Annotated in this window: 23 protein-coding genes and 1 pseudogene; 12 read left to right on the top strand and 12 right to left on the bottom strand. The window is 43.1% G+C overall.

Annotated features, from left to right (window positions below):
- Positions 1-2: 2 nt before the first annotated feature.
- Positions 3-908, bottom strand: coding sequence for a glycine--tRNA ligase subunit alpha (gene glyQ, locus EYR97_RS18525; RefSeq protein WP_131095250.1), 906 nt, complete (start codon positions 906-908; stop codon positions 3-5).
- Between the two features lie 133 nt (positions 909-1,041).
- Here glyQ and EYR97_RS18520 point away from each other — a divergent pair, with 133 nt between their 5' ends.
- Positions 1,042-1,629 (top strand): DNA-3-methyladenine glycosylase I, encoded by a 588-nt coding sequence (locus EYR97_RS18520; RefSeq protein ID WP_131095249.1) that lies wholly within the window; start codon positions 1,042-1,044, stop codon positions 1,627-1,629.
- Between the two features lie 100 nt (positions 1,630-1,729).
- Here the strand turns inward: EYR97_RS18520 and EYR97_RS18515 are convergent, their stop codons facing one another.
- From EYR97_RS18515 to EYR97_RS18500, 4 genes are all read right to left on the bottom strand, one after another.
- On the bottom strand, positions 1,730-2,182 hold the full coding sequence (locus EYR97_RS18515) for a DUF2489 domain-containing protein (RefSeq protein WP_131095248.1): 453 nt from the start codon (positions 2,180-2,182) through the stop codon (positions 1,730-1,732).
- A 19-nt stretch (positions 2,183-2,201) separates the two neighbouring features.
- The gene (gene yihI, locus EYR97_RS18510) at positions 2,202-2,705 is read right to left on the bottom strand and encodes a Der GTPase-activating protein YihI (RefSeq protein WP_131095247.1); all 504 of its coding nucleotides are present in this window, start codon (positions 2,703-2,705) and stop codon (positions 2,202-2,204) included.
- 54 nt (positions 2,706-2,759) lie between these two features.
- The gene (locus EYR97_RS18505; protein WP_131095246.1) at positions 2,760-3,407 is read right to left on the bottom strand and encodes a class I SAM-dependent methyltransferase; all 648 of its coding nucleotides are present in this window, start codon (positions 3,405-3,407) and stop codon (positions 2,760-2,762) included.
- 379 nt (positions 3,408-3,786) lie between these two features.
- Entirely contained in the window at positions 3,787-4,410 is a 624-nt protein-coding gene (locus tag EYR97_RS18500; RefSeq protein WP_131095245.1) for a cytochrome c, read from the bottom strand.
- 173 nt (positions 4,411-4,583) lie between these two features.
- On the opposite strand from EYR97_RS18500, the gene yihA reads away from it, so the two are divergent.
- Positions 4,584-5,237, top strand: coding sequence for a ribosome biogenesis GTP-binding protein YihA/YsxC (yihA, locus tag EYR97_RS18495; protein WP_131095244.1), 654 nt, complete (start codon positions 4,584-4,586; stop codon positions 5,235-5,237).
- A 402-nt stretch (positions 5,238-5,639) separates the two neighbouring features.
- Here yihA and polA read toward each other — a convergent pair whose 3' ends face one another.
- Entirely contained in the window at positions 5,640-8,456 is a 2,817-nt protein-coding gene (gene polA / locus EYR97_RS18490) for a DNA polymerase I (RefSeq protein WP_131095243.1), read from the bottom strand.
- A 421-nt stretch (positions 8,457-8,877) separates the two neighbouring features.
- Between polA and elbB the strand changes: the two genes are divergently transcribed.
- Positions 8,878-9,531 carry an isoprenoid biosynthesis glyoxalase ElbB gene (elbB, locus tag EYR97_RS18485; RefSeq protein ID WP_131095242.1) on the top strand — a complete coding sequence of 218 codons (654 nt, stop codon included), beginning with the start codon at positions 8,878-8,880 and terminating at the stop codon, positions 9,529-9,531.
- 128 nt (positions 9,532-9,659) lie between these two features.
- Positions 9,660-11,112, top strand: a pseudogene (locus tag EYR97_RS18480) (TrkH family potassium uptake protein).
- A 33-nt stretch (positions 11,113-11,145) separates the two neighbouring features.
- Here the strand turns inward: EYR97_RS18480 and trkA are convergent.
- The 4 genes from trkA to def form a co-directional block, all read right to left on the bottom strand.
- Complete coding sequence (gene trkA / locus EYR97_RS18475; RefSeq protein WP_131095241.1) at positions 11,146-12,525, bottom strand: Trk system potassium transporter TrkA; 1,380 nt, start codon at positions 12,523-12,525, stop codon at positions 11,146-11,148.
- Positions 12,526-12,621: 96 nt separating this feature from the next.
- Complete coding sequence (gene rsmB / locus EYR97_RS18470; RefSeq protein WP_242635121.1) at positions 12,622-13,887, bottom strand: 16S rRNA (cytosine(967)-C(5))-methyltransferase RsmB; 1,266 nt, start codon at positions 13,885-13,887, stop codon at positions 12,622-12,624.
- 80 nt (positions 13,888-13,967) lie between these two features.
- Entirely contained in the window at positions 13,968-14,921 is a 954-nt protein-coding gene (gene fmt / locus EYR97_RS18465; protein WP_131095239.1) for a methionyl-tRNA formyltransferase, read from the bottom strand.
- Between the two features lie 8 nt (positions 14,922-14,929).
- Positions 14,930-15,439, bottom strand: a complete 510-nt coding sequence (def, locus tag EYR97_RS18460; protein ID WP_131095238.1) for a peptide deformylase — start codon at positions 15,437-15,439, stop codon at positions 14,930-14,932.
- A gap of 186 nt (positions 15,440-15,625) precedes the next feature.
- Here def and EYR97_RS18455 point away from each other — a divergent pair, with 186 nt between their 5' ends.
- The 7 genes from EYR97_RS18455 to EYR97_RS18425 all read left to right on the top strand — a co-directional run bounded on the left by EYR97_RS18455 (position 15,626) and on the right by EYR97_RS18425 (position 21,514).
- Positions 15,626-16,729 (top strand): LysM peptidoglycan-binding domain-containing protein, encoded by a 1,104-nt coding sequence (locus EYR97_RS18455; RefSeq protein ID WP_242635120.1) that lies wholly within the window; start codon positions 15,626-15,628, stop codon positions 16,727-16,729.
- Positions 16,730-16,764: 35 nt separating this feature from the next.
- Positions 16,765-17,886, top strand: a complete 1,122-nt coding sequence (gene dprA / locus EYR97_RS18450) for a DNA-processing protein DprA (RefSeq protein ID WP_131095237.1) — start codon at positions 16,765-16,767, stop codon at positions 17,884-17,886.
- Position 17,887: 1 nt separating this feature from the next.
- On the top strand, positions 17,888-18,364 hold the full coding sequence (locus EYR97_RS18445) for a DUF494 family protein (RefSeq protein WP_014947732.1): 477 nt from the start codon (positions 17,888-17,890) through the stop codon (positions 18,362-18,364).
- 112 nt (positions 18,365-18,476) lie between these two features.
- Positions 18,477-19,019, top strand: a complete 543-nt coding sequence (locus EYR97_RS18440) for a type I DNA topoisomerase (protein WP_131095236.1) — start codon at positions 18,477-18,479, stop codon at positions 19,017-19,019.
- A gap of 24 nt (positions 19,020-19,043) precedes the next feature.
- Positions 19,044-19,649 carry a Sua5/YciO/YrdC/YwlC family protein gene (locus EYR97_RS18435; RefSeq protein WP_131095235.1) on the top strand — a complete coding sequence of 202 codons (606 nt, stop codon included), beginning with the start codon at positions 19,044-19,046 and terminating at the stop codon, positions 19,647-19,649.
- Positions 19,646-20,578: an oxygen-dependent coproporphyrinogen oxidase gene (gene hemF, locus EYR97_RS18430; RefSeq protein ID WP_131095234.1), complete on the top strand. Its 933-nt coding sequence runs from the start codon at positions 19,646-19,648 to the stop codon at positions 20,576-20,578. Before EYR97_RS18435 ends, hemF begins: the two co-directional genes overlap by 4 nt.
- Before the next feature lie 261 nt (positions 20,579-20,839).
- The gene (locus tag EYR97_RS18425; RefSeq protein ID WP_131095233.1) at positions 20,840-21,514 is read left to right on the top strand and encodes an OmpW family outer membrane protein; all 675 of its coding nucleotides are present in this window, start codon (positions 20,840-20,842) and stop codon (positions 21,512-21,514) included.
- Between the two features lie 105 nt (positions 21,515-21,619).
- Here the strand turns inward: EYR97_RS18425 and EYR97_RS18420 are convergent, their stop codons facing one another.
- A complete protein-coding gene (locus tag EYR97_RS18420; protein ID WP_131095232.1) occupies positions 21,620-22,051 on the bottom strand; it encodes a group II truncated hemoglobin in 432 nt (143 codons plus the stop codon).
- Here EYR97_RS18420 and aroE point away from each other — a divergent pair.
- A complete protein-coding gene (gene aroE / locus EYR97_RS18415) occupies positions 22,050-22,880 on the top strand; it encodes a shikimate dehydrogenase (protein ID WP_131095231.1) in 831 nt (276 codons plus the stop codon). The two genes, EYR97_RS18420 and aroE, sit on opposite strands and share 2 nt — an antisense overlap.
- A 41-nt stretch (positions 22,881-22,921) precedes the next feature.
- Here aroE and EYR97_RS18410 read toward each other — a convergent pair whose 3' ends face one another.
- A complete protein-coding gene (locus tag EYR97_RS18410; protein ID WP_131095230.1) occupies positions 22,922-23,467 on the bottom strand; it encodes a gamma carbonic anhydrase family protein in 546 nt (181 codons plus the stop codon).
- Positions 23,468-23,765: the final 298 nt, after the last annotated feature.

Genomic DNA, 23,765 nt, shown 5'->3' with positions numbered 1-23,765 from the left:
GCTTATGCCTCCTTGTTACATAGCGGGAAGCCTAGTGCTTCACGTGCTTGGTAATAGCTCTCTGCACATGCTTTGGCCAGCGTTCGAACGCGAAGAATATAGCGCTGGCGTTCAGTCACTGAGATAGCATGACGAGCATCAAGCAAGTTAAATGCGTGTGAGGCCTTCATCACCTGCTCATAGGCAGGAAGTGGAAGGTTGTTTTCGATAAGCTTTTGGCTTTCTGCTTCACATTCGTCGAAGGTTCTAAACAAAGCTTCAACGTTGGCATGTTCGAAGTTATACGTAGATTGTTCAACTTCATTTTGATGAAACACATCACGGTAGGTAACTTTACCCATTGGGCCATCGGTCCAAACTAGGTCATAGATACTATCTACGCCTTGAACATACATAGCCAAACGTTCAAGACCATAAGTGATTTCACCTGTAACAGGCTTACATTCAAGACCGCCAACTTGCTGAAAGTAAGTGAACTGAGTTACTTCCATGCCGTTTAACCATACTTCCCAACCAAGTCCCCAAGCACCAAGAGTAGGGGATTCCCAGTTGTCTTCTACAAAACGAATGTCATGAACAAGCGGATCGAAACCTAATTCTTTCAAAGAGCCCAAATACAATTCCTGAATATTGTCAGGAGATGGCTTAAGCATTACTTGGAATTGATAGTAATGTTGTAAGCGATTTGGGTTTTCGCCGTAACGACCATCTGTTGGTCGACGACATGGTTGAACATAGGCGCTACTCATTGGCTCTGGACCTAAAGAACGTAGAAATGTCATTGGGTGGAATGTACCTGCACCCACTTCCATATCCAGAGGCTGAATAATAACGCAGCCCTGACGCGCCCAATAATCTTGAAGCGCAAGGATCAACCCTTGAAAGGTCTTAATATCGTATTTCTGCATACATCCGCTGCTTATTAGTTATCTGACTAAAATAAAGGTGGGATAGTATACAATTTGTGGGGCATAGTATGTAGGTGTAAAGGGTGAAAAAACGTCACGAATAGTGGTTAATACAAGAAGGAATAGCGATTTTATGGTGCCAGATCAACTAAATCGATGTGGGTGGGTTGGAAATGACCCTATATATCAAGCTTACCACGACAATGAGTGGGGAATTCCTGAGACGAATAGTCAGGCGCTATTTGCGAAACTATGTCTTGATGGTCAACAAGCCGGCTTATCTTGGATAACCATTTTAAAGAAACAACAAAACTACGAAAACGCTTTTCATCAGTTCGACCCTGTGAAAATTGTTGAGATGACCGAAGACGATATTTCACGTCTTATGCAAAACAAGGGGATTGTTAGAAACAAGCTAAAGATTGAGTCAATTATTCGCAATGCAAAAGGGTTTTTGGAAATCGAAAAATCACAACCTTTTAGCGAGTATATTTGGCAATTTACTCAAGGTAAAACCACAGTAAACCAATGGCAACACTATACAGAGGCGCCTACGTCTACAGAAGCATCTAAAGCTATGTCAAAGGCGCTAAAGAAGTACGGTTTTAACTTTGTGGGTGAAACCATTTGTTATGCATTTATGCAAGCGGTCGGTATGGTAAACGACCACGAAGTGGGATGTCATTGTTATGAAAAAGCGTGTAAAGCAGCAATTAAGTAACTTCAAAGTTAACAAGGGAAAAGCGCTCTAATTGTAAAAAACAAAAAAGCTGCCACAACCAAAATGGTTCAATGACAGCTTTTAAATACACGCTTGAATATTAAACCAACGTCTCGCAATAAGCTTGTAAAGCAGGAAGCTCGGCAAGTACCTTTGACTCGTACTCAGATTCAATTTGCTCTCGAGCCAGATCTTGTTTACGTCTCTCTACTTTCGTTAGCTTTTGACGTGCCTCTAAGATAGCAAAGCCACTTACTTCAATGAATAGGCTATGAATATGTGGATACTGCGCTTTGTAGTTAGGCGGCTCTACCAGGGGTAACGCGTTTAACAAGTTGACTATACGAATGACACCCTCAGAAAGCTCGCACTGTTGTTGCTCCATGGCCTTTGCAATTAATGCAATACTCTCTGAGATACTCTTTACACGTCCGTTACGCGTGGCTTCTTGTTGTGCTTTTTGCTGCTTCAAAAGGAAAAGCAACTTACCAGCATAAAAACCTAAGCCAATAATGATCAGTAATGCAATGCCTGAAAGTACTGCCCAAAGCATAACCTAGTCCTATGTCTTTTTAGTCTTTAAAGTCGTTTATGTTAATAGCATCTAAGTCGGCAAATGGATCGATATCATCATCTTCGTCATCGTCCTCTACAATACCAAGTAGATCACAAAGAATGCGGTGGCGTGCCATCTTTTCATCAACATAAGCTTGTTGCTCACGAGACAATGACTGGTCGTTATCCAGTTTGTCGAGTAAATCAGACAAGCGCTGATCTGCTTCTAACGCTGCGAGTTCTTGCGCTGGCGTAGCATACTTTTTCTTTTGTTCAGGAGTCGGTGTTACTGCCTTAACTAGTTGGATAGGCTTTTTGCTACCGTGACGCGGATCTTTATTTACGGTGCCTTTCTTAGCTGACACCTTTTTCTGTTCAACGTTGTGGCGGCTACCCGCTGGTTTGCCCTTTTGCTTCTTAGGGCGAGGGGTATCCGACTTGCGGTTTTCACTTGGCTTAAAGTCTGGGTCCTTACGAACGCCAATAAGGCCTACTTTACGAGTTTTCTTTGAACGTCCCATAGTTTCCAAATAACAATAATGAGTAAAAAACAGCGCTATTATAGCGCGAATTAGCTAAACCTTCTTCAACAAAACGACATCATTGGTTGGAAATGATACATCGTAGTTTTCTTTGTTTGCCAAGTAACGAAAGGTTGCTTCACTAAAAAAGCAAACATGCGTAATGTCATTCTTGTAATGCCAATTAGCAAATCGTGCTTTGTCGAGGTGCCGTTTTGTCATGATGGCTATAACACCGCCATCCTTAAGCATGCGGTTAAACAACGACCATTCTCTATGTGGAGTATGGAAGTGTTCGATTGCCTCTGTACAAGTGATAAGGTCATAGCGATGACTCAATACCTCTGTATTATTGGCAAAGAAGGGATCGAATACAGACATCTCTACACCTTCTTCTGTAAGCATATGTGCAAGCACAGGTGCTGGGCCACAGCCAAAGTCGAGTCCATTTAAACGAGATTTACCACGTTGCGATATGAATTGTGAAAGTGGGGTTAAAACCTTTCCCAAAAACTTTCTATAACCTTCGTCTTCAAAATCATTCTCGTGTAAATCGTATTCTTGCTTTTCCCTTTGCGGTAGAGGCAAATACTCAGGCGACACAAATACGAGATCACACTCTCCACAATGTAAGTAATCGCGTTTTTTGTCGCTGTGGTATTCGCTAATAGCTTCGGTGTTAAGGCAAAGAGGGCAGTGCATAATGAAAGTTACGTTGAGGATGGTGAAGTGGGATAGTAACAGGCCATATCCCAAAAAGAAAAAAGGTGATGGCTTACACCATCACCTTACATTGAATGAGTGTCAGATGACACCTCTCCCGTTATACACATCTATGTGTAGATGGCTTCCCTAGCTGTGCTCCCCTTATTTTTATTGTTGGCAGAGCGCTATTGTTGTTTTTGGCCCTCGTGGCACTTTATCCTGTCTTCCATGCTGTATTTTTATTATTATTCTTGTTATTCAGCTTGTAGATTTTCAAAGGCACCTACAAACTACGCCGTTAGATTACACGAATATTTTTAAAATACAACTTTTTTGATAACAAAAAATTAACAATAGGGCCTAAAAACGGCGTTTATTAATGTAAGCCCGCGATATATTGAGATAAAATTTCAATGTCTTCGTCTGTTAATTTCATTGCGATATCGCGCATCATGCCGTTCATATCATTGTGACGCTGGCCAGAACGGAATGCTTTCAATTGCGCCGCAGTGTATGTAGCGTGTTGTCCACTGATATCAGGGAATCCTGCTAGACCCATACCGTCACCTTTCGGGCCGTGACAAGCGATACATGCAGTAACACCACGAGACTCATCACCACCTTGGTACAAAGCACGACCCGCTTCTACGTATTGCTCAGGTGTTTCACCTGATTTTTGCTCTTGGCTTGAGAAGTAAGCCGCTAAATCTTTAATGTCTTGCTCTGAAAGTGGCGCAGCCATGCCATTCATCACAGCGTTGTTACGGCCTTCTTCACCACCAGTTTGTGATGCTAGCTTAAATTCAGTAAGTTGCTTAACCAGATACTTTTCGTGCTGGCCTGCAATTTTAGGGTTCATATCAATCATGCTGTTGCCATCAGGGCCATGACAGGCTGCACATACTGCAGACTTTGCTTTACCAGCCTCGGCATCGCCTTCTGCCATAGCAGTTGCGGTTAAACCTAAAGACATACATACCAACAAACACAATTTTTTCATAATAAATCTCTTAAATGGATCCAACGGCTCGCGTGATATACGTGATATCATGCGTATTTTACACATTTAACGCGTCAGAAAAACCTATTCCATGATAAAACTATGGTTTTAGTTGGTTTATTTATTAAAAAACTGTAAACCCAAGGTTGTGACGCATGTGGAGATTAGTCTAGATGTCGTATTACACCAAAGCAAAATTCTTTACTAGTGCACCAGATATTCGTCACTTAAAGAATGACACCGGAATAGAAGTGGCGTTTGCTGGCCGCTCAAACGCAGGGAAATCCAGTGCGTTAAATACACTAACACGTCAAAAAAACTTGGCGCGTACCAGTAAAACACCAGGCCGGACACAGCTTATTAATGTCTTTGAGCTGGAAGAGGATTTGCGTCTTGTCGATTTGCCAGGCTATGGCTTTGCAAAAGTGCCTATTGCAATGAAGAAAAAATGGCAGGCATCACTTGGCGAGTATCTACAAAAACGGAAATCGCTAAAAGGGTTAGTTGTTTTAATGGACATTCGTCATCCGTTTAAAGATATTGACCAAGATCTTATTCAGTGGGCAGTCGACTCAAACATTCCTGTGTTAGCACTTTTGACCAAAGCAGATAAATTTAAATCTGGGAAGCGAAAGGCTCAATTACTGATGGCAAGAGAAGCGGCTCTTGCGTTTATGGGTGATGTAACAGTACAAACCTTTTCATCACTAAATAAGCATGGTTTACCAGAGTTAGAACACGTTCTTAATGGGTGGTTTGGTTTACATAAAGCCGATGAAGATGCTGATTCAATTGATGATGCGACAAACGAAGAAGGGAATGACTAAGCTGACATTGAGCGAATAACGGCATTATCTTTTCAGCAGATAAAAGAACGCCCCGCAATAGCGGGGCGTAAACTGAGAGAAAACACATAAAAACCGATAGTAAGAGTACGCTGAGGCAGGGAAGTTCAACAAAAAGTAAATAAAAATTGATTTTATTTTTAACTCATTGATTTTTATCAATTGTTTATTTTCTTTAAGCATAAAAAAACCCCGACAAAACTGTCGGGGTTAAAGCAAAGGTTTGAAAACAGCTTTCTCACCTCTGTACCCTACATGCGTAATATTACAACAACGCATGAAAAAGGCAAGAGTAAGCTGTAATTTAATTACCAAAATTCACCGGTTTTCTACATAAATTATTAAAAAACCTGTAATCTAATTACTAAATGCAGTGACACTTTCTTAGTGTGCTTCATCCCAGTTTTCACCTACACCTACTTCAACCTCTAGAGGTACATGAAGGGTCGCAGCACGTTCCATCAGTGATTTAATCGTAGCAATATGGGTGTCGACTTTATCTTGTTTTATTTCAAACACGAGTTCATCGTGTACTTGCATCATCATAGTTACTTCGTCAGAAGCGTTGTTATGTATCCAATCATCAACCTTAATCATAGCCATTTTTATGATGTCAGCTGCCGTACCTTGCATAGGAGCATTAATTGCTGCTCGCTCTGCGCCTTTCCTGCGGGCACCATTACTGGCTTTGATGTCTGGTAAATACAAACGTCGACCAAATACAGTTTCAACATAGCCTTTTTCTTTTGCGCCTTCGCGGGTTGAATTCATATAGGTTAAAACACCAGGGTAGCGCTCAAAATATAAATCCATGTACTTTTGCGCTTCATTACGCGGAATGTTCAACTGCTTAGACAATCCAAATGCACTCATGCCGTAAATAAGGCCAAAGTTAATGGCTTTAGCACTTCTGCGTTGTTCAGTGGTAACTTCTGACAAGGGAACCCCAAATACCTCGGCAGCGGTTGCTTTGTGAATATCTTTACCTTGCGCGAATGCATCAAGTAAGCCTTTGTCACCCGATAAATGCGCCATTATTCTAAGTTCAATTTGAGAATAATCGGCTGCTACAATTCTATTACCTTCGCGCGGAACAAAGGCTTGTCGAACACGACGACCTTCTTCATTGCGAATAGGAATATTCTGAAGGTTTGGATCGGTGGACGACAAACGGCCCGTCGCGGTTACGGCTTGATGATACGAAGTGTGAACGCGACCCGTACGATGGTTTATCATCTTAGGCAGCTTATCGGTGTAGGTGTTTTTTAGCTTAGTTAAACCACGGTATTCCATAATCTTTTGTGGAAGTGGGTATTCTAAAGCGAGTTCTTGAAGCACATCTTCAGATGTAGAAGGGGCACCTTTTGGCGTTTTCTTAATGACCGGAAGTGACATTTTTTCAAATAGAATGTGCTGTAACTGCTTAGTAGAGCCCAAGTTAAAAGGCTCTCCAGCTTCTTCATGCACTTCTTTTTCTAGTTCAGCAATACGCGTTGCTAAATCTTGGCTCTGCTGTCTTAGCTTTTGACTATCGATGAGTACACCTTCTTGCTCCATACGTGACAACACGCAAGCAAGGGGTACTTCAACATCAATTAATAAGCGTTTGAGTTCTGGTATCTCACTCAACTTTTCCCAAATGGCCTGATGAAGGCGAAGCGTTATATCTGCGTCTTCCGCAGCATAAGGGCCTGCCTCTTCTAAAGCGATTTGGTTAAACGTTAACTGCTTAGCACCTTTGCCGGCAATTTCTTCAAAATGGATAGTTTTGTGACCCAAATAAGCAAGTGCCAGCGAGTCCATGTCATGGCGCTGAGCCGTACTATTTAATACATAACTCTCAAGCATGGTGTCAAAACCAATGCCATTAAGTGTAATACCGTAGTTGGCAAGTACGTTTTTGTCGTACTTAATGTGTTGTCCAACCTTTATCGCATCGTTGGATTCGAGTATTGGCTTAAGTGCGTCTAAAACGTAGTCGCGAGATAGCTGTACTGGTGCATCAGGGTAATCATGCGCAACAGGAACATAAGCTGCTTTACCTGCTTCTATGCAAAATGAAACGCCAACAAGTTCAGCATCCATGTAATCAAGGCTGGTGGTTTCTGTATCAAAAGCGAAGAGAGCAGCGCTTTCAAGCGCGCTGATCCATTCTTTAAAACGTGCTTCATCAAGTACAGTTTCATAGTTCGACTTATCAATAGCAATACTTTCAGACTGTGTTTTGTCATCGCTACTGTCAGTATTGTCTACTGTCGATGAGGATTGCTCACTATTTTTCGTGGCGTTATGCTCACTGCCCGTACTTTCAATGCCTAGCTGTGCGCTAACTTCAGTATGCCAACGCTTGAATTCGTACTCTGCAAAAAGATCGCGAAGTTGTTCATTATCTGCCTTTGAAGGCATCAGTGCTTCTACGTCGTAATCTAATTCTAGGTCGATGCTAATCGTGGCTAGTGTGTAAGAAAGGCGGGCTTGCTCTTCATATTCTTGCATTTTAGCAGCCATGGTTTTACTGCCTCTAAATGAAAGATCCGCAATTTTATCCAGGTTGTCATAGATAGCATCAATTCCACCAATTCCATTGAGAAGCGCTTGCGCACTTTTATCACCTACGCCAGGAACGCCAGGGATGTTGTCGACTTTATCTCCCTTAAGTGCGAGGAAGTCGATAACCAATTCAGGTGGAATACCGAATTTCGTTTTTACACCTTCGATATCCATGACTTGGTTTGTCATGGTATTGATTAAAGTAACGTGTTCATTTACCAGCTGAGCCATGTCTTTATCGCCAGTACTGATAACGGTCTCTATACCTTTTGCAGTGGCGTGAGTCGCGAGCGTGCCAATAACGTCGTCGGCTTCTACCCCCGATTCAACAATTACCGGTAGCCCCATTGCTTTTATAATGGCGTGAAGCGGCTCAATTTGGCTTCTGAGTTCTTCCGGCATTGGTGGGCGATTCGCTTTATACTCTTGATAAATATCGTCGCGAAATGTTTTGCCTTTTGCATCAAAAATTACAGCCATGTGTGTAGGGTTATATTGCTTAATTAAACTCTTAAGCATGTTCACAACACCGTAGATCGCCCCAGTGTCTTGCCCTTTTGAATTGGTTAAAGGAGGCAAACCATGAAACGCTCTAAATAAATAGGACGATCCATCAACAAGAATAAATGGCGGCTTTTTAGAATCAGGCATACAGAACAAATTTCCACGATAAAATATGTGCGCAAGGATGCCACAGCCCGCGTTAGATCGCCACATTGAGACGAACCAATGCTGAGATTTTTACTCAGTAATACACTGTGGATAACTTTGTGATCTAATTGAACCAAGCACAAGATCGATAAAATCGTGATCGACTTAACGATCTCACTTGAGATCAAGAAAAATAAGGGGATAAAGACAAGGTGTGTTTTCTATACACCTACTACAAGGCTTTTCTCTTTATGTGGATAACTTAGTGTGCTTTTATAACAGGCTTAACCAAGTTGGTCATTTAATGTAGCATAATCATTTACAATTTATACATGTATTATTAAGAACGTTTTTTTTAAATGCTGTGTGTTTTATAGCCAGTTTTCGCATAAGTAGATGGCATAACGCCTAGGAGGGTAAAATGAAACAAGTAGCGGTAATTTTAAGTGGAAGTGGTGTTTTCGATGGCGCAGAGCTTCATGAAGCAGTTTTAACCTTACTTGCCATTGAATTAGAAGGAGCGAAGTATCAATGTTTTGCACCAGACGTTGAACAACTACATGTGGTTAATCATTTAACAGGTGAGGTGTCTGAGGGTGAGTCGCGCAACGTTCTTGTGGAATCTGCGCGTATTGCGCGAGGTGATATAAAACCGCTGACAGAATGCAATGTAGACGCTTTTGACGCGCTCATTCTTCCGGGCGGTTTTGGCGCTGCAAAAAACTTGTGCACCTTTGCTGTTGATGGCAGTGAATGTGCATTTAATGACGACTTGTTAGATGTTTGCCAGCGCTTTGCTAAAGCGAGAAAGCCAGCTGCATATGCGTGTATCGCACCAGTACTTGCCGCTAAGGTATATGGTAATAACGTTAAGCTAACTATTGGGAATGACCAGGCTACTGCTGAAGGCGTTAATGCATTAGGTGCATCCCATGTTAACTGTGCGGTTGATGATGTTGTCATAGACAATGAAGTCAAACTTGTTACAACTCCCGCATACATGTTGGCCACCAGTATTTCTGAGGCGCACAAAAGCATCAGCAAAATGGTTCAAACCGTATTGGCGATGAAATAATCCCAAACATTGCGGTTATTCATACATAATGAGGGGAAACAAAGGTTTCCCCTCATGCGGTATGGTCCTATAATCAAATTCCTGAAACAAACCCAATTGCTATTATAAAAACAAAGGCATAACCCATTATGCACTACCGCGCCATCATACGAATTCTAGGGCTGCTCATTGCGCTGTTTAGCGTCACAATGATCCCACCAGCAGTTGTGTCGTTGATATACCAAGACGGTAGTGGACTTCCCTTTACCATGGCATTTGTGCTGTGTGTTATTGGTGGTATGGCATTGTGGTATCCGAATAGACAAGAAAAGCAAGACTTACGTGCGCGAGAAGGCTTCTTAATTGTTGCACTATTTTGGTCTGTACTGGCTAGTGTGGGTGCGATTCCTCTTATTCTGTTAGAACAGCCAAGTATGTCGGTAACCGACGCTTTTTTTGAATCCTTCTCTGGGCTTACAACAACAGGGGCTACTGTCATAGAGGGTATAGACTTCTTACCCCACTCGGTTCAATTTTATCGTCAGCAACTTCAATGGCTAGGTGGCATGGGTATCATTGTTCTCGCGGTAGCCATTCTTCCCATACTTGGTGTTGGGGGAATGCAGCTATACCGCGCTGAAACTCCGGGCCCGGTTAAAGACAACAAAATGACGCCCCGTATTGCCGATACTGCTAAACATTTGTGGTACATCTATTTGTCTATCACTATCGCTTGTGCCGGTGCCTATTGGCTTGCTGGAATGAATGTGTTTGACGCGATATGTCATGCATTCTCGACGGTAGCAATTGGTGGGTTCTCCAATCACGATGCTAGCCTAGGGTATTTTAATAGCCCGATGGTGAATGTGGTTTGTACGGTATTCTTACTTATAGCTGCACTTAACTTTTCACTTCACTACGCAGCAGTGAGTTCTCGTTCGCTGCGCGGGTATTTTTACGATCCAGAATTCAAAGCATTCTTTATCATTCAAGCGTCGCTTATTGGCATCTGCTTTTTTGTACTCACACTATCTGGGTATTACACGTCTGCAGAGCAGGCGCTTGATCAAGCGATGATCCAAGCCGTGTCTATTAGCACTACGGCGGGCTTTGCCACCACTGACTTTTCCGTATGGCCTACATTCCTTCCAATAATGTTGATTTTCTCTAGCTTCATAGGTGGCTGTGCAAGCTCAACGGGTGGTGGCTTGAAAGTAGTTAGGGTGTGTTTATTGTTCTTACAAGGTAAGCGCGAAGTTGACAGGCTTATCCACCCCAAAGCGGTATATAGCGTTAAGTTTGGCGATAGAGCCATGCCAGATAGAGTGGTTGAAGCAGTATGGGGGGTTCTTCTCTGCCTATGCTGTGGTATTTGTTGTCATTATGATAGGACTAATTGCAACAGGGCTAGATAATTTAAGTGCATTTACTGCAACAGCAGCCATGCTGAACAATTTAGGGCCTGGTTTGGGTAGCGTAGCTGCAAACTACGCAGACGTAACTGACTCTGGTAAATGGCTCTTAGTGGTTGCAATGGTCTTTGGACGATTAGAAGTCTTTTCTCTTTTGGTACTGTTTTCACCTACATTCTGGCGTAGTTAAGGTTTTTAAACCCAATAACTATATAAACATTAATTACATAAAAAAGAATGCGCTAGGTTGGAAGAGCTTTTCAACATCGTTGATGTATTTCTTATCAACCAAAAACAAAATAACGTGATCGTTGGCTTCAATTTTAGTGTCACTGTGAGCAATGATAACTTGGTCATCGCGCACTATCGCACCAATCGTTGTACCTGGTGGTAACTTGATATCGCCAATTTGTTTGCCCACCACTTTTGATGTGTTCTCGTCACCATGGGCAATAGCTTCAATAGCCTCAGCAGCACCACGTCGCAGTGAATATACGTTAACAATATCTCCACGGCGTACGTGGGTGAGTAGTGCTGAAATCGTGGCTTGCTGAGGTGAAAACGCGATATCAATCTCGCCACCTTGCACTAAGTCGACATAAGCACTGCGCTGTATTAGCACCATGGCTTTTTGTGCACCCATGCGTTTGGCCAGCATAGCCGACATAATGTTAGCTTCGTCGTCATTGGTTACCGCAATAAATGCGTCTACTTGTTCGACGTTCTCTTCGCTTAATAGCTCTGGATCAGACGCATCACCGCTAAATACAATGGTTTTATCCAAATGCGCAGACAAGTACTTCGCTCGCTCGGGGCTGTATTCAATCAGCTTTACATTATGGTTGTGTTCAAGCTGCTTGGCGAGACCCGCCCCTATTAAGCCGCCGCCTGCGATCATAATGCGCTTATAACTAGATTCTAGCTTTTGTAGTTCGCTCATTACGGCGCGAATGTGTTTAGTTGCAGCGATGAAAAACACTTCGTCATCAGCTTCAATAACCGTAGTTCCAAGAGGGCGGATAGGGCGGCCACGTCGATAAATAGCGGCTACCCGAGTTTCTACATTGGGCATGTGATCTTTCAACGCTGACAGCGCATGGCCCACCAGCAAACCACCGTAATAGGCTTTAACGGCTACTAGGCTGGCCTTACCTTCGGCGAATTCAACCACTTGCAATGCACCGGGGTAATCAATAAGTCGCTTAATCGCCTTGGTGACTAACTGTTCTGGCGCAATGATATGATCAACGGGAATATCTTGCTGCTTGTAGAGTTGCTCTTGATAGATGATGTATTGTTCTGAACGAACACGGGCAATTTTTGTAGGTGTTTTAAATAAACTATAGGCAACCTGACAGGCCAGCATATTACTTTCATCACTGTTTGTTACAGCAATGAGCATGTCAGCGTCTTCTGCACCTGCTTTTCTAAGAACATCGGGATGCGAGCCTACGCCCGTTACCACTTGAAGATCTAGTCGGTCTTGAAGATTGCGTAGAATACCGGCGTCAGAGTCAATAACGGTTATTTCGTTATTTTCTCCTACCAAGTTTTCAGCCAATGTGCCACCCACTTGGCCGGCGCCCAATATGATGATTTTCATCGTTATTATTTAGCCTTGCGATTCTTATTGCTATACATCAACACGCTATTTAAGCGCTTGTTCTAAAACTAACTAGAGGGTTGCTCCACTCTGATATTAGCTTTTTGACTTTACCAGCCTCGCATAATAGAAACCATCCATTTGTTGCTCACTAGGTAGAATTTGGCGACCTGGATTGTCTACAGTTTCTGTTTTTATAAGAGGGAGTAAGCTTGCCTCTGGCGTATCTTTCAAAAACTGCTGTATTTGCAGTTTGTTCTCTTGGGGCAATATAGAGCAGGTGGCATACAGCAATGTGCCACCGGGCGCTAACAATGCCCACAGTGCATCTAGAATTTGACGTTGTAGGGTGACTAGATTGGTAATGTCACTTGCTTTGCGCAACCAGCGAATGTCTGGGTGTCTGCGAATAACACCCGTTGCTGAACAGGGTGCATCAAGCAAAATTCTGTCAAATAACTTACCATCCCACCAAGTACTGGGGTTTGCAGCGTCCCCTTGTTTGATATCGACGGTATGCTTTAGGCGAGCCATGTTTTCTTCCACACGCTTCAGCCTGCCTGCGTCCATGTCTAATGCAAGTAGGTAAGATAGCTTCGGTGTTAGCTCGGCAATATGACCGGTCTTACCGCCTGGTGCTGCGCAGCAATCTAGAATACGTTCATTGGGTTTAGCTTGAAGATAATGAGCAGCTAGTTGCGCTGCGCCATCCTGAACAGCAAACTCGCCATTTTCAAAACCCGGCAGCGCTGTAATGTCTTCACGTTTTTCTAAAATAATCGCTTCAGGGTGCGCTTCACTCAACGCATAGCTAACATTTACGCTATCTAGCGCTTGCTTGTAGTTGTCGACACTGGTTTGCTGCGTATTTACTCTTAGCCAAATTGGCGCCATGCCATTGGTTGCTTCACGCACTGCATTAGCATCAAAGCCATAGGCTTCATCTACCGCTTTGTATAGCCATTTAGGAAGACCGCTATTAATTATTGGGTCGTTGATAGGCTGCTCTGCCAGACCATCGCGCTGAAAGTTGCGTAAAACGGCATTCACCAACCCCTTTAAACCCGCACCGCCCAAATAGGGGGCTGCGGCGACGGTTTCCCCAACCGCGGCATGTTGGCTTACGCGAGAGAAACTCAATTGATAGAGACCTAGCAATATAAGGTGCTCAATAACCTTTTTATTCCCTTTCAATGGACGGTCTAACAAGGTGCGAAGCCAGGTTTGTAAAGTAGGAAGGCGACGCATTACGCCAAGAGACATCTCTTGCAGCCACGCATTATCTCGCGGGTTATGTCTGCGCTGAACACGTTCAAGACATTCTCGTGAAGACTTGCCTTGTTCTAGTATTTGATAAATCACCCACGCGCAGTCCGCACGCAGGTTTTTTGTTTTGGTAGGGGAAATGGTTTCACTCTGCGTTCACTTATATGGGGTCACATCTATGCATTCACTTCTGCAAGGCAACGGCCTACTTCAAACCAAGATTGACGGGCATTGATAACATCTGCTGCAGGAAGTGCTTTTTTACCCGGAATTTGTAGTGACGTGATGCACAACGCGCCTTGTCCTGTTGCAATAGTAATACCTTCTTTATTGGCGCTTATTACTGTGCCAGGAGCCACAGCTCTATCACAGGTAGTTACACTCGCAGACCATACTTTGACGTTCTGATCGTCAATTCGCATCCACGCTACTGGCCACGGGTTAAAGGCTCGAATATTTCGCTCTATTTGCGCTGCATCGTCTTGCCAATTAATTAACGCTTCTTCTTTTGATAACTTTTTCGCGTAAGTGGCCAGTGCGTCGTCTTGTTTCTCTGGTGTATAACTGTCTATATTGTCTAATACATTAACCAGCGCCTTAGGTCCAAGCTCAGCTAATTTGGTGTAAAGCGTAGCACTAGTATCGTCTTTCTCTATAGGGAGTGTGGCAATGTGAAGCATATCGCCGGTATCCAAGCCTTCGTCCATTTGCATAATGGTAACGCCTGTTTCAGCATCACCTGCCCAAATGGCGCGTTGAATAGGCGCTGCACCACGCCATTTTGGTAAAATAGAGCCGTGAACGTTAATGCAACCTCGCGAAGGTGCAGACAACACCGGTGTGGGTAGTATCAGGCCGTAGGCCACAACAACCATAATGTCAGCTTCAATAGCAAACAAAGCATCTTGTGCCTCTTGTTGCCTAAGTGATTCGGGCTGGTAAACGGGAATGGCATGTTCTAATGCCAACGATTTAACTGGGCTAGCGGTTAACTTTTTACCGCGACCAGCTGGGCGATCGGGCTGTGTATATACAGCCACTACATCGTGCTTGCTCTCTAATAACGCCAACAAATGTTGAGCAGCGAAATCCGGAGTACCGGCAAAAATTACTTTTAATGGGGTTGTCACGGTATTCCTTACGCTTTGGCGGCTAAACGTGCTTCTTTCTCAAGCTTCTTGCGAATGCGTTGACGCTTTAACGGAGAAAGGTAATCAATAAACAGTTTGCCCTTCAGATGGTCGAGTTCATGTTGGATACATATGGCCAATAAACCTTCTGCTTCCAATTCAAACGTCTCGCCATGTTCGTTCAATGCTTTTACCGTGATAGACTCAGCACGTTCTACTTTTGCGTAGTTACCTGGAACGGAAAGGCAACCTTCTTCGCTGATAGTCGAGCCGTTTTTATGCGTAATTTCAGGGTTAATAAATACGCGTGGCTCGTTTTGGTCTTCCGACACGTCCATCACAACAACTTGTACGTGACGGTCTACTTGCGTTGCAGCAAGGCCAATGCCGTTTTCGTCTTTCATGGTTTCAAACATGTCTGACACAAGCTGTTTAATTTCGTCGTTAACTTCTGATACAGGTTTTGCAACTGTACGCAGGCGTTCATCTGGAAAACTTAATACGTCTAAAATTGCCATTTCTCGCTTACTTCACCTTTTCGCTGTATAAATTCATATACGATCTAATTACCAGCACACTTTACAGTGCTTATTAAGTTACTATTCTAACGTATATCAGGGGCAATCGCGTAGTTTTTTGCCGATAGCCTATAACTATACGAGTTAATGCCGATATGGTGCTATTGTATGAAAAAGCAACAGTAAATGGCAGTGATTATTTTGCAGGTGGTTAATTTGAAAAAGCGATTAAACAACACATGTCGAATTGTAATATTAGCCATATGTGCATTTTGGGCATTTCCTTCTTTTTCTTTTCAATTAAAGGATGACGCGCCTAAAACCTACACGGTACAAAAAGGTGACACACTGTGGGGAATAGCCAGTGTGTTCTTAAATGAGCCTTGGTTGTGGCCTGAACTTTGGCGCACCAATACACAAATTGATAACCCACACCTTATTTATCCTGGTGACGTTATCATTGTGGGGTATACCAACGGCAAACCTACTTTAACGGTGCAACGAGATAAGCCGTCAATGACGCTCTCTCCAACAACACACAAACGTATCAAGCAATCTGCTATCGATGTACTTGCGTGGGAAACCATTGCGCCTTTTATTAAGCAGCACACATTTATTGACCAGCAGCAATTCGAAGCGCTGCCAAAGTTACTTGGCAACCAAGATGGTAATGTTCGATTTGCTTCAGATGAATTGGTGCTTGGGCAGCAAAAATTCAGTACCAATAGTCAGTACCGTGTTGTTAGAAAGCACGCTACGATCACTAACCTCAATAACGATGTGTTAGGTGTACAGCTAACTCATGTGTCTAACGCTTCTGTAATACCTGAAGGGCAATCTGATGAAACCATGTTGTTATATATTGATGAAGCTAATCAAGAAGCGAAACGTGGCGACAGGTTGTTAGAAGGTGGCTTTGAACACCCTCAAAGTTTTGAATTAAAAGCGGCTTCGCAGCAACATGGCACAGTGGTTGGTGATCTTCACGACCATGAATTGCTGGGTAAATACGATGTGGTCATTGTCGATTTAGGCAGTACTGATATAACACCCGGCACGGTGATGGGGCTCTATGTTCAGGGGCCTGCCATTATTGATGATGACGCACCGCGCTATGTAAACGAACCTGGCGTAAGAGCTGGTGGTCAATGGTTCAATGACGCATTGGCACAACCGGCACTAAAAGTGGGTGAGGTTGTTATTTTTAAAAGCTTCAACGCAGTCAGTTATGGGTTGATTACGCGAGCAAATCAAGGAATAAAACGCGGTTTTATTGTCGCTAAGCCTTAACTTAGTCCTATTGCCGCTTACACCAAGGAGCGGTAATGCCTACTTTCAAATCTACACTTTCCTCTACATATAGTGCTAATGACATTGCTTGGTTATCACTTGCTTCAGCGCAGCGTGTTGCGACAAAACATTGGTTGAACGTACTGTCTACGCTAACACTTTCACCAGAGCAGTTAACTAACTCGTCTCAGCACCACACCAGTGAAGTCTCAACATTATTTCAGCAAGTGAGTACATCGCTTGTTGAAAAAGCAATGCAATGGCTAAAAAGTGAATCTGGACGTTGTTTAATCACCATAGAGTCACCTCACTACCCCAGTGCGCTAAAGCAATTACAAAACCCACCATTGGTGCTCTTTGGTCTTGGTGATCCTACTCTATTAAATAGTCATCAAATTGCGATTGTTGGAAGTCGAAGGGCAAGTCATCAAGGAAAGCAAATAGCACAGTCTCTTGCGAGGGACCTCTCGGTTAATGGCATCACAATTACAAGTGGGCTTGCGATGGGAATTGATAGCGCTGCACACAAAGGGGGCCTAGAAGGCGTGGGGAAAACCATAGCAGTAGTGGGGACAGGCCCTGACAAGGTTTATCCTGCAAAAAACAGTCTGCTACTAAACGAAATTGTTAGCGATGGCGGGTTGTGTGTTTCCGAGTTCTTTCCCGGGCAGGGACCAAAGCAGTGGCACTTTCCAAGACGAAATCGCATTATTGCTGCGCTGACGCTTGGAACGCTAGTTGTAGAAGCAAAAATTCGCAGTGGCACCTTGATAACTGCCAATTTGGCCGCAGATCTAGGCAAAGAAGTATTTGCAGTGCCTGGAAGTATATTCCATGCGTATTCTGAAGGATGTCATTGGTTAATTCAGCAAGGTGCCAAGTTAGTCACAAATGCAAATGACATATTCGATGAAATTGCTATTCGCCCGCAGCAATTATTAATAGAAGTAGGCGATGAAGACGAAAAAAGTAAAGTGAATAGCTTGGCAACCGATAAATTATTAGCTAGTGTGGATTATGACATCACCGCTATTGATGTTATAGCCCAGCGCAATGCCAAAACGGTATCTGAAGTTATGGCATCATTATTAGAATATGAATTGCGTGGTTTAGTGGCCGCTGTCCCAGGTGGCTACGTTAAATTGAGGGGAAAATAATATGTTCGATATCCTCATGTATCTGTTCGAAAACTTCATTCACAGTGAAACTGAAATTCGCGTTGACCAAGATGAGTTAACCGAAGAGCTTGTTCGCGCCGGTTTTCATCACGATGAAATATACAAAGCCCTCGCATGGTTAGAGAAGCTTGCTGCACTGCAAGAAACCGACATTAAACCTTACTTCTGTAAGGGCATCAGCACAAGCTTAAGTCGTATTTATACGCACGAAGAGCAAATGCGCTTAGATGTAGAGTGTCGTGGTTTCTTAATGTTCTTAGAGCAAGTTAATGTTCTTGATGCTTCAACGCGAGAAATGGTGATTGACCGCGTTATGGAAATTGACTCAAATGAGTTTTGCTTAGAAGACTTGAAATGGGTTGTGTTAATGGTGCTGTTTAACGTGCCAGGTAAAGAAAAGGCCTATGCACAAATGGAAGACTTGCTCTTTGAAGAGCCCGATGGTGTCTTGCATTAGTGTATGAGGGCCTAATGAACAACAGAAGTTCAGCTCGTTACACCAGCGCACCTCGTAATGTTCTTTACGCTTACTAAGTACACAGCGCCAACGCTGTGTACTTAAGGTTATTATGTCCAAAATAGATCACTCATTATTTTCCGCCCATGAGCATGCACTTGATGACAATTTTGGTGATTGCCCAGAGTGCGGGAAACCACTACATATCAAGAACAGTAAATCTGGCCCCTTTATCGGATGCACCGGATATCCCGATTGTCACTTTAGTAAGCCACTTCACGATAATCAAACAACACTGCTTAAAACCCTAGAAGGCGTGGCATGTCCAGAATGTGCGTCAGAGCTTGCTATTAAAAAGGGGCGCTTTGGCATGTTTATCGGTTGCACAAACTTTCCAAACTGCCATTACATTGCACCTATTAAGCAGCAAGAAGACACCTTGGTAGATTGCCCTAAGTGCAAAAAAGGGCATTTGATTTCTCGTACCAACAAATATGGTAAGCAGTTTTTCGCTTGTAATCATTATCCGCAATGTCGTTATGTGCTAAATTTCACGCCAGTTAATGAACGCTGCCCAGAATGTGGTTGGGGAGTACTAATCGATAAAAAGGGGCAATTGCAGTGCCCACAACCTGCTTGTAGTTATAAAAAATAACCTTTACGTAGAGATTGAATAGCAATGTCTGATTTCCAAAATGGGGATGTAAAAACCTTTACCCCTAATGATGTCAATTCAGCAGACGTCGACCCAATTGTTACCGCGTTTGAAGAAGGAAAGTTATTGGTTTATCCCACAGAGGCGGTTATGGGGATTGGTTGTGATCCTGATAATGAAGCTGCGGTTAACCTGTTACTTGATGTAAAGCAGCGCGCAGTTGAGAAAGGCGTTATCTTAATAGCAGCGAACTACAGTCAGTTACTTCCCTATGTTAACGACAACGCCATTCGTCCAGATAGACGCACTGATATTTTTTCTAGTTGGCCCGGTCCTAACACGTGGTTACTGCCTAAGTCGGCCACTGCACCACGTTGGATAACAGGCAAGCATGATAAAATCGCGGTAAGAGTAACGAATCACCCTGTTGTGGTAGCGCTGTGTAACAAGTTGAACAAACCTCTTGTTTCTACCAGTGCTAACCTGACAGGGCAAGCGCCCGCAAAAACAATTGAAGAAGCTAAAGCTGTATTTGCTGACTCTGTTGTTTACGTTGATGGTGAAGTTGGTGGGGCAGATAAGCCCAGTACGATACGTGATGGTGATACAGCAGAGGTAATTAGAGCATGATGTCTCAAGAGTTGTTGGATGGAAAAAATGCCATGGAAGTCATTGAGCAGGTAAAAGCCTATCTGTTGAATCTACAAGATAAGATATGTCAAACCCTCGAGTTGGCCGACGGTAAAGGGCAGTTTGTAGAAGATTCTTGGCAACGGGAAGAAGGCGGCGGTGGTCGTTCGCGAGTGCTAAAAAATGGCGGTGTAATAGAACAGGGCGGTGTAAACTTCTCACACGTATTTGGTTCTCAAATGCCTGCATCGGCAACGGCCAATAGACCGGAACTGGCTGGGCGTAATTTCCAGGCAATGGGTGTTTCTTTGGTTATTCACCCACACAACCCGTATATACCCACATCGCATGCTAATGTGCGCTTTTTTATTGCTGAAAAAGAAGGTGAAGCACCTATTTGGTGGTTTGGTGGAGGCTTCGACCTTACACCTTTTTACCCTTTTAAAGATGACGTTGTACATTGGCATGAAACGGCAAAGAAACTGTGTAAACCATTTGGTGATGACGTTTATCCAAAATACAAAAAGTGGTGCGATGACTACTTCTTCTTAAAACACAGAAATGAAACTCGCGGCGTTGGCGGTTTATTTTTTGATGATTTGAATGAGTGGGGATTCGAGCAATCATTTGCATTCATGCAAGCAGTGGGCAACGGTTATATAGATGCTTATGTTCCGATTGTCGAAAAGCGTAAACAAACGCCATACGGTGAACGAGAGCGAGATTTTCAGCTATATCGTCGTGGTCGTTATGTAGAGTTTAATTTGGTGTTCGATCGCGGCACCTTGTTCGGTCTGCAAACCGGCGGGCGTACAGAGTCGATATTGATGTCTATGCCGCCGCTAGCGCGTTGGGAATATTGCTACACACCTGCGCCGGGTAGCGCAGAGGCTAAATTATCAGATTGGCTCAAGCCATTACCTTGGTAAAAAAGCTATAGGCTAGGGCGTTTCGGTGTGTAATTGAAATGTTTTAGAAAACAAAATACTTACCTCTAAGTTCAACATCCTCAATTAAAACGCCGCACTTAATGAAGCACATTTCATTACAGCGGCGTTTCTTTTTGATCTACATCAATGAGTAATACCAACGGTCATCTAGTTACTTGGGAACTTTGCGCTGGATCAACGTTTTACAAGGCCAAAGGCGTACAGTGGCGTCATCTTAGTTAAACACACGAGACACACACTATGCGTAAATATACTCTTTCAGCTATTTGTCTTGCCCTTGCGGCCGTTTCTCCACTAGCAGCAGCTCACCAGCAAGGTGACTGGATTGTACGTGGTGGCTTAACTACTGTTGCACCAGATGAGTCTTCTTCTAATATTCTTGCCGGCGGCGCGGATTTAGGTGTTGCTCTTACTGTTGATAACAATACTCAACTAGGCCTAAACGTAGCGTATTTTGTTACTGATAATATTAATATCGAATTACTCGCGGCAACGCCATTCAAGCACGATGTTAACTTTTCTGTCGCTGATCCACTAGGTACAGGTAACCGTTTAGGTGAAGTAACTCATCTACCACCTACACTAACTGCGAACTATTACTTTAATGACGCAAGTTCAGCTTTTCAGCCTTATGTTGGTGCGGGTATTAACTACACTATTTTCTTTGATGAATCATTCACTGGTGCAAACAGCAATGCGGGCCTAAGTGATCTATCACTTGATAATTCATTCGGTTTGTCTGCGCAAGTTGGTATGGACTATCAAATTGATAAGAAGTGGCACGTAAATGCGTCTGTACGTTTTATCGATATCGAGACTGAAGCATCGTTCAAAGTAGGTGAAGCAGATGGAAAAGTTAACAGTATTGATATAGATCCTTGGGTTTACACGTTATCAGTAGGTTACACCTTCTAACTGGTACGAACTCAACCACAATTTCACAATTGCACTACTTATACGCCAATAGAGCGTAAAATAGGGGATTTGCGCGCCATGAGATTTTCTTATCGGCGCGCCTTTTTATTTTGAATTAATCATATGCTCGGCAAGTTGGTCTAGTGCCGCTAACAGTTGCTGCGCTAATGCGATGTCCTCTACGGTTTTAAACATGGCTTTACGCATGCAATACATCCACTGATCTTTAAGTGCAGGCGTAACGGTAAAAGGTAAGTGCCTAGCACGAAGGCGTGGGTGTCCAAATTGCTTTTGAAAATCATCAGGCCCACCTAGCCACAAACTCAAATACAAAAAGAACACATGACGAATTCTGTCTAGCGGTTGTGGATGTATTTTGAGTAATTCTGATGCGATAGGATCACTCTCCATTACGTCATAGAATGCATTGGCTAGATCGCGAACTTTCTCCTCTCCACCTAATCGATAATATGGTGTACCCTGCGTAGCATCGTTAACGCTTTTTTGTTTTGTCTTAAATAAGTCTCGTATTCCCATGAAAAAATTCGCCGTATTTGGAAATCCTATTGCCCAGAGTTTATCACCAACCATACATCAAATGTTTGCTGAACAAACTGGACAAGTGATTTCTTATGAAAAAATCCTCGCACCTGAAGATGGATTTAAAGAAGCTGCTAAGGCGTTTTTCGCACAGGAAGGTGCGCTGGGTTGCAATGTCACTATGCCGTTCAAGCTAGATGCTTTTGAATTGGCTAAGGTTGACGATCAAGCTGCGAAAGACGCAAAAGCAGTAAATACAATAATGTTAAGTGACGATGGAACGCTTAAAGGTTTTAACACCGATGGCGTTGGGTTGGTGAATGATTTACTTAATAATGGGGTTAAGTTGAATAACCAACGCGTGTTGTTACTTGGTGCTGGTGGTGCAGCGCGTGGTGTTATTTCTCCTTTGTTCGATGCAGGCATTACAACACTGACTATTGCTAATAGAACCCTTGAGCGCGCTCAACAAGTGGCCGGTGAAAGCACGCATAGCAGTAACATCAATGTAGTGAGCTTGGATGAGGTGAAAAGCACAAAGCCAAACATTATTATTAATTCTACGGCTACAAGTTTACATGGCACTTTACCGTGTGAAGTTAATGCAACACTTTTAAGCGAATGTGCTGCTGTATATGACATGGTTTATAAAAACTCGCCTACACCCTTCATGCAGAGTGCATCTAAAATGGGTGTACCTCAATGTATAGACGGACTCGGCATGTTAGTAGAACAAGCCGCAGCTGCTTTCACTATATGGACAGGGGTAAAACCCAATACAAAAAGTGTAGTGGAATACGTTAGACAATCTATTAACCAGAGTTAACTCAAATTAACAGTAAGTGATGGCGAGAAAATAGCAGCGCATTAATTGCTGCTATCTTCTTGTGTTAAATATTCGTCTTTTAATAGGACATAATTAACTGCTGATTGTTTTAGGAAGGCTATTTCACTTTCTTTTAATGGGCGCTTCTTCTGCATTGGGTTACCAACATAAAGATAGCCGCTCTCTAATTGCTTATTCGGCGGCACCAATGTACCAGCTCCAATAAAGACATCATCTTCTACAATAACACCGTCCATAATAATGGCGCCCATACCAACTAATATACGATTACCTAATTCGCAGCCATGTAACATACATTTATGACCAACGGTAACATCTTCGCCGATAATAAGCGGAAAGCCATTGGGGTTTTGAGCTGACTTTCTTGTTACGTGCAAGACCGTTCCGTCTTGCACATTACTGCGCTTACCTATGCGTATGTGATTGACATCCCCTCTTGCTGCAACTAATGGCCAAATGCTGGCGTCATCATCCAGAATGACATCCCCTGCAATAACAGAAGACTCGTCAACATAACAGCGTTCACCTAACGTAGGTGCTATTGATTTGTAAGTACGTAAAGGCAAGTTACTTTCCTTCTATATAGCGTGGCAAATATCTATAGGGTAGTTATATTTCTGTAAATATTGTTATTTGCCATGGCTGATTCAATAAATAAGGCTTATTTTTTACCATGGTACAGGTAAATAAACGCGTTTATGAACTGACATTTCAATAGAAAGGGAACATTTTTGCGTGAATAATGCGTTTTTAACGTTAGCGCCGCTCCATCATTAATGTGGAAATCTGACAGTAATAGCTAGGATTTAGGCCGTTAAATAAACGTTGTGGGGGTTATTTGAGCAAACAAATCGAATATGACAC

This window comes from Alteromonas sp. KUL42 (assembly GCF_006538325.1).
Lineage (GTDB): Bacteria > Pseudomonadota > Gammaproteobacteria > Enterobacterales > Alteromonadaceae > Alteromonas.
This window is presented reverse-complemented; position numbering and strand designations above follow the sequence as displayed.

What these genes read in the sequence shown, in the direction of transcription:
- glyQ (WP_131095250.1), bottom strand. Translation starts at nt 908, where the DNA reads ATGCAGAAATACGATATTAAGACCTTTCAAGGGTTGATCCTTGCGCTT.
- EYR97_RS18520 (WP_131095249.1), top strand. Translation starts at nt 1,042, where the DNA reads ATGGTGCCAGATCAACTAAATCGATGTGGGTGGGTTGGAAATGACCCT.
- EYR97_RS18515 (WP_131095248.1), bottom strand. Translation starts at nt 2,182, where the DNA reads ATGCTTTGGGCAGTACTTTCAGGCATTGCATTACTGATCATTATTGGC.
- yihI (WP_131095247.1), bottom strand. Translation starts at nt 2,705, where the DNA reads ATGGGACGTTCAAAGAAAACTCGTAAAGTAGGCCTTATTGGCGTTCGT.
- EYR97_RS18505 (WP_131095246.1), bottom strand. Translation starts at nt 3,407, where the DNA reads ATGCACTGCCCTCTTTGCCTTAACACCGAAGCTATTAGCGAATACCAC.
- EYR97_RS18500 (WP_131095245.1), bottom strand. Translation starts at nt 4,410, where the DNA reads ATGAAAAAATTGTGTTTGTTGGTATGTATGTCTTTAGGTTTAACCGCA.
- yihA (WP_131095244.1), top strand. Translation starts at nt 4,584, where the DNA reads ATGTCGTATTACACCAAAGCAAAATTCTTTACTAGTGCACCAGATATT.
- polA (WP_131095243.1), bottom strand. Translation starts at nt 8,456, where the DNA reads ATGCCTGATTCTAAAAAGCCGCCATTTATTCTTGTTGATGGATCGTCC.
- elbB (WP_131095242.1), top strand. Translation starts at nt 8,878, where the DNA reads ATGAAACAAGTAGCGGTAATTTTAAGTGGAAGTGGTGTTTTCGATGGC.
- trkA (WP_131095241.1), bottom strand. Translation starts at nt 12,525, where the DNA reads ATGAAAATCATCATATTGGGCGCCGGCCAAGTGGGTGGCACATTGGCT.
- def (WP_131095238.1), bottom strand. Translation starts at nt 15,439, where the DNA reads ATGGCAATTTTAGACGTATTAAGTTTTCCAGATGAACGCCTGCGTACA.
- EYR97_RS18455 (WP_242635120.1), top strand. Translation starts at nt 15,626, where the DNA reads ATGGCAGTGATTATTTTGCAGGTGGTTAATTTGAAAAAGCGATTAAAC.
- dprA (WP_131095237.1), top strand. Translation starts at nt 16,765, where the DNA reads ATGCCTACTTTCAAATCTACACTTTCCTCTACATATAGTGCTAATGAC.
- EYR97_RS18445 (WP_014947732.1), top strand. Translation starts at nt 17,888, where the DNA reads ATGTTCGATATCCTCATGTATCTGTTCGAAAACTTCATTCACAGTGAA.
- EYR97_RS18440 (WP_131095236.1), top strand. Translation starts at nt 18,477, where the DNA reads ATGTCCAAAATAGATCACTCATTATTTTCCGCCCATGAGCATGCACTT.
- EYR97_RS18435 (WP_131095235.1), top strand. Translation starts at nt 19,044, where the DNA reads ATGTCTGATTTCCAAAATGGGGATGTAAAAACCTTTACCCCTAATGAT.
- hemF (WP_131095234.1), top strand. Translation starts at nt 19,646, where the DNA reads ATGATGTCTCAAGAGTTGTTGGATGGAAAAAATGCCATGGAAGTCATT.
- EYR97_RS18425 (WP_131095233.1), top strand. Translation starts at nt 20,840, where the DNA reads ATGCGTAAATATACTCTTTCAGCTATTTGTCTTGCCCTTGCGGCCGTT.
- aroE (WP_131095231.1), top strand. Translation starts at nt 22,050, where the DNA reads ATGAAAAAATTCGCCGTATTTGGAAATCCTATTGCCCAGAGTTTATCA.
- EYR97_RS18420 (WP_131095232.1), bottom strand. Translation starts at nt 22,051, where the DNA reads ATGGGAATACGAGACTTATTTAAGACAAAACAAAAAAGCGTTAACGAT.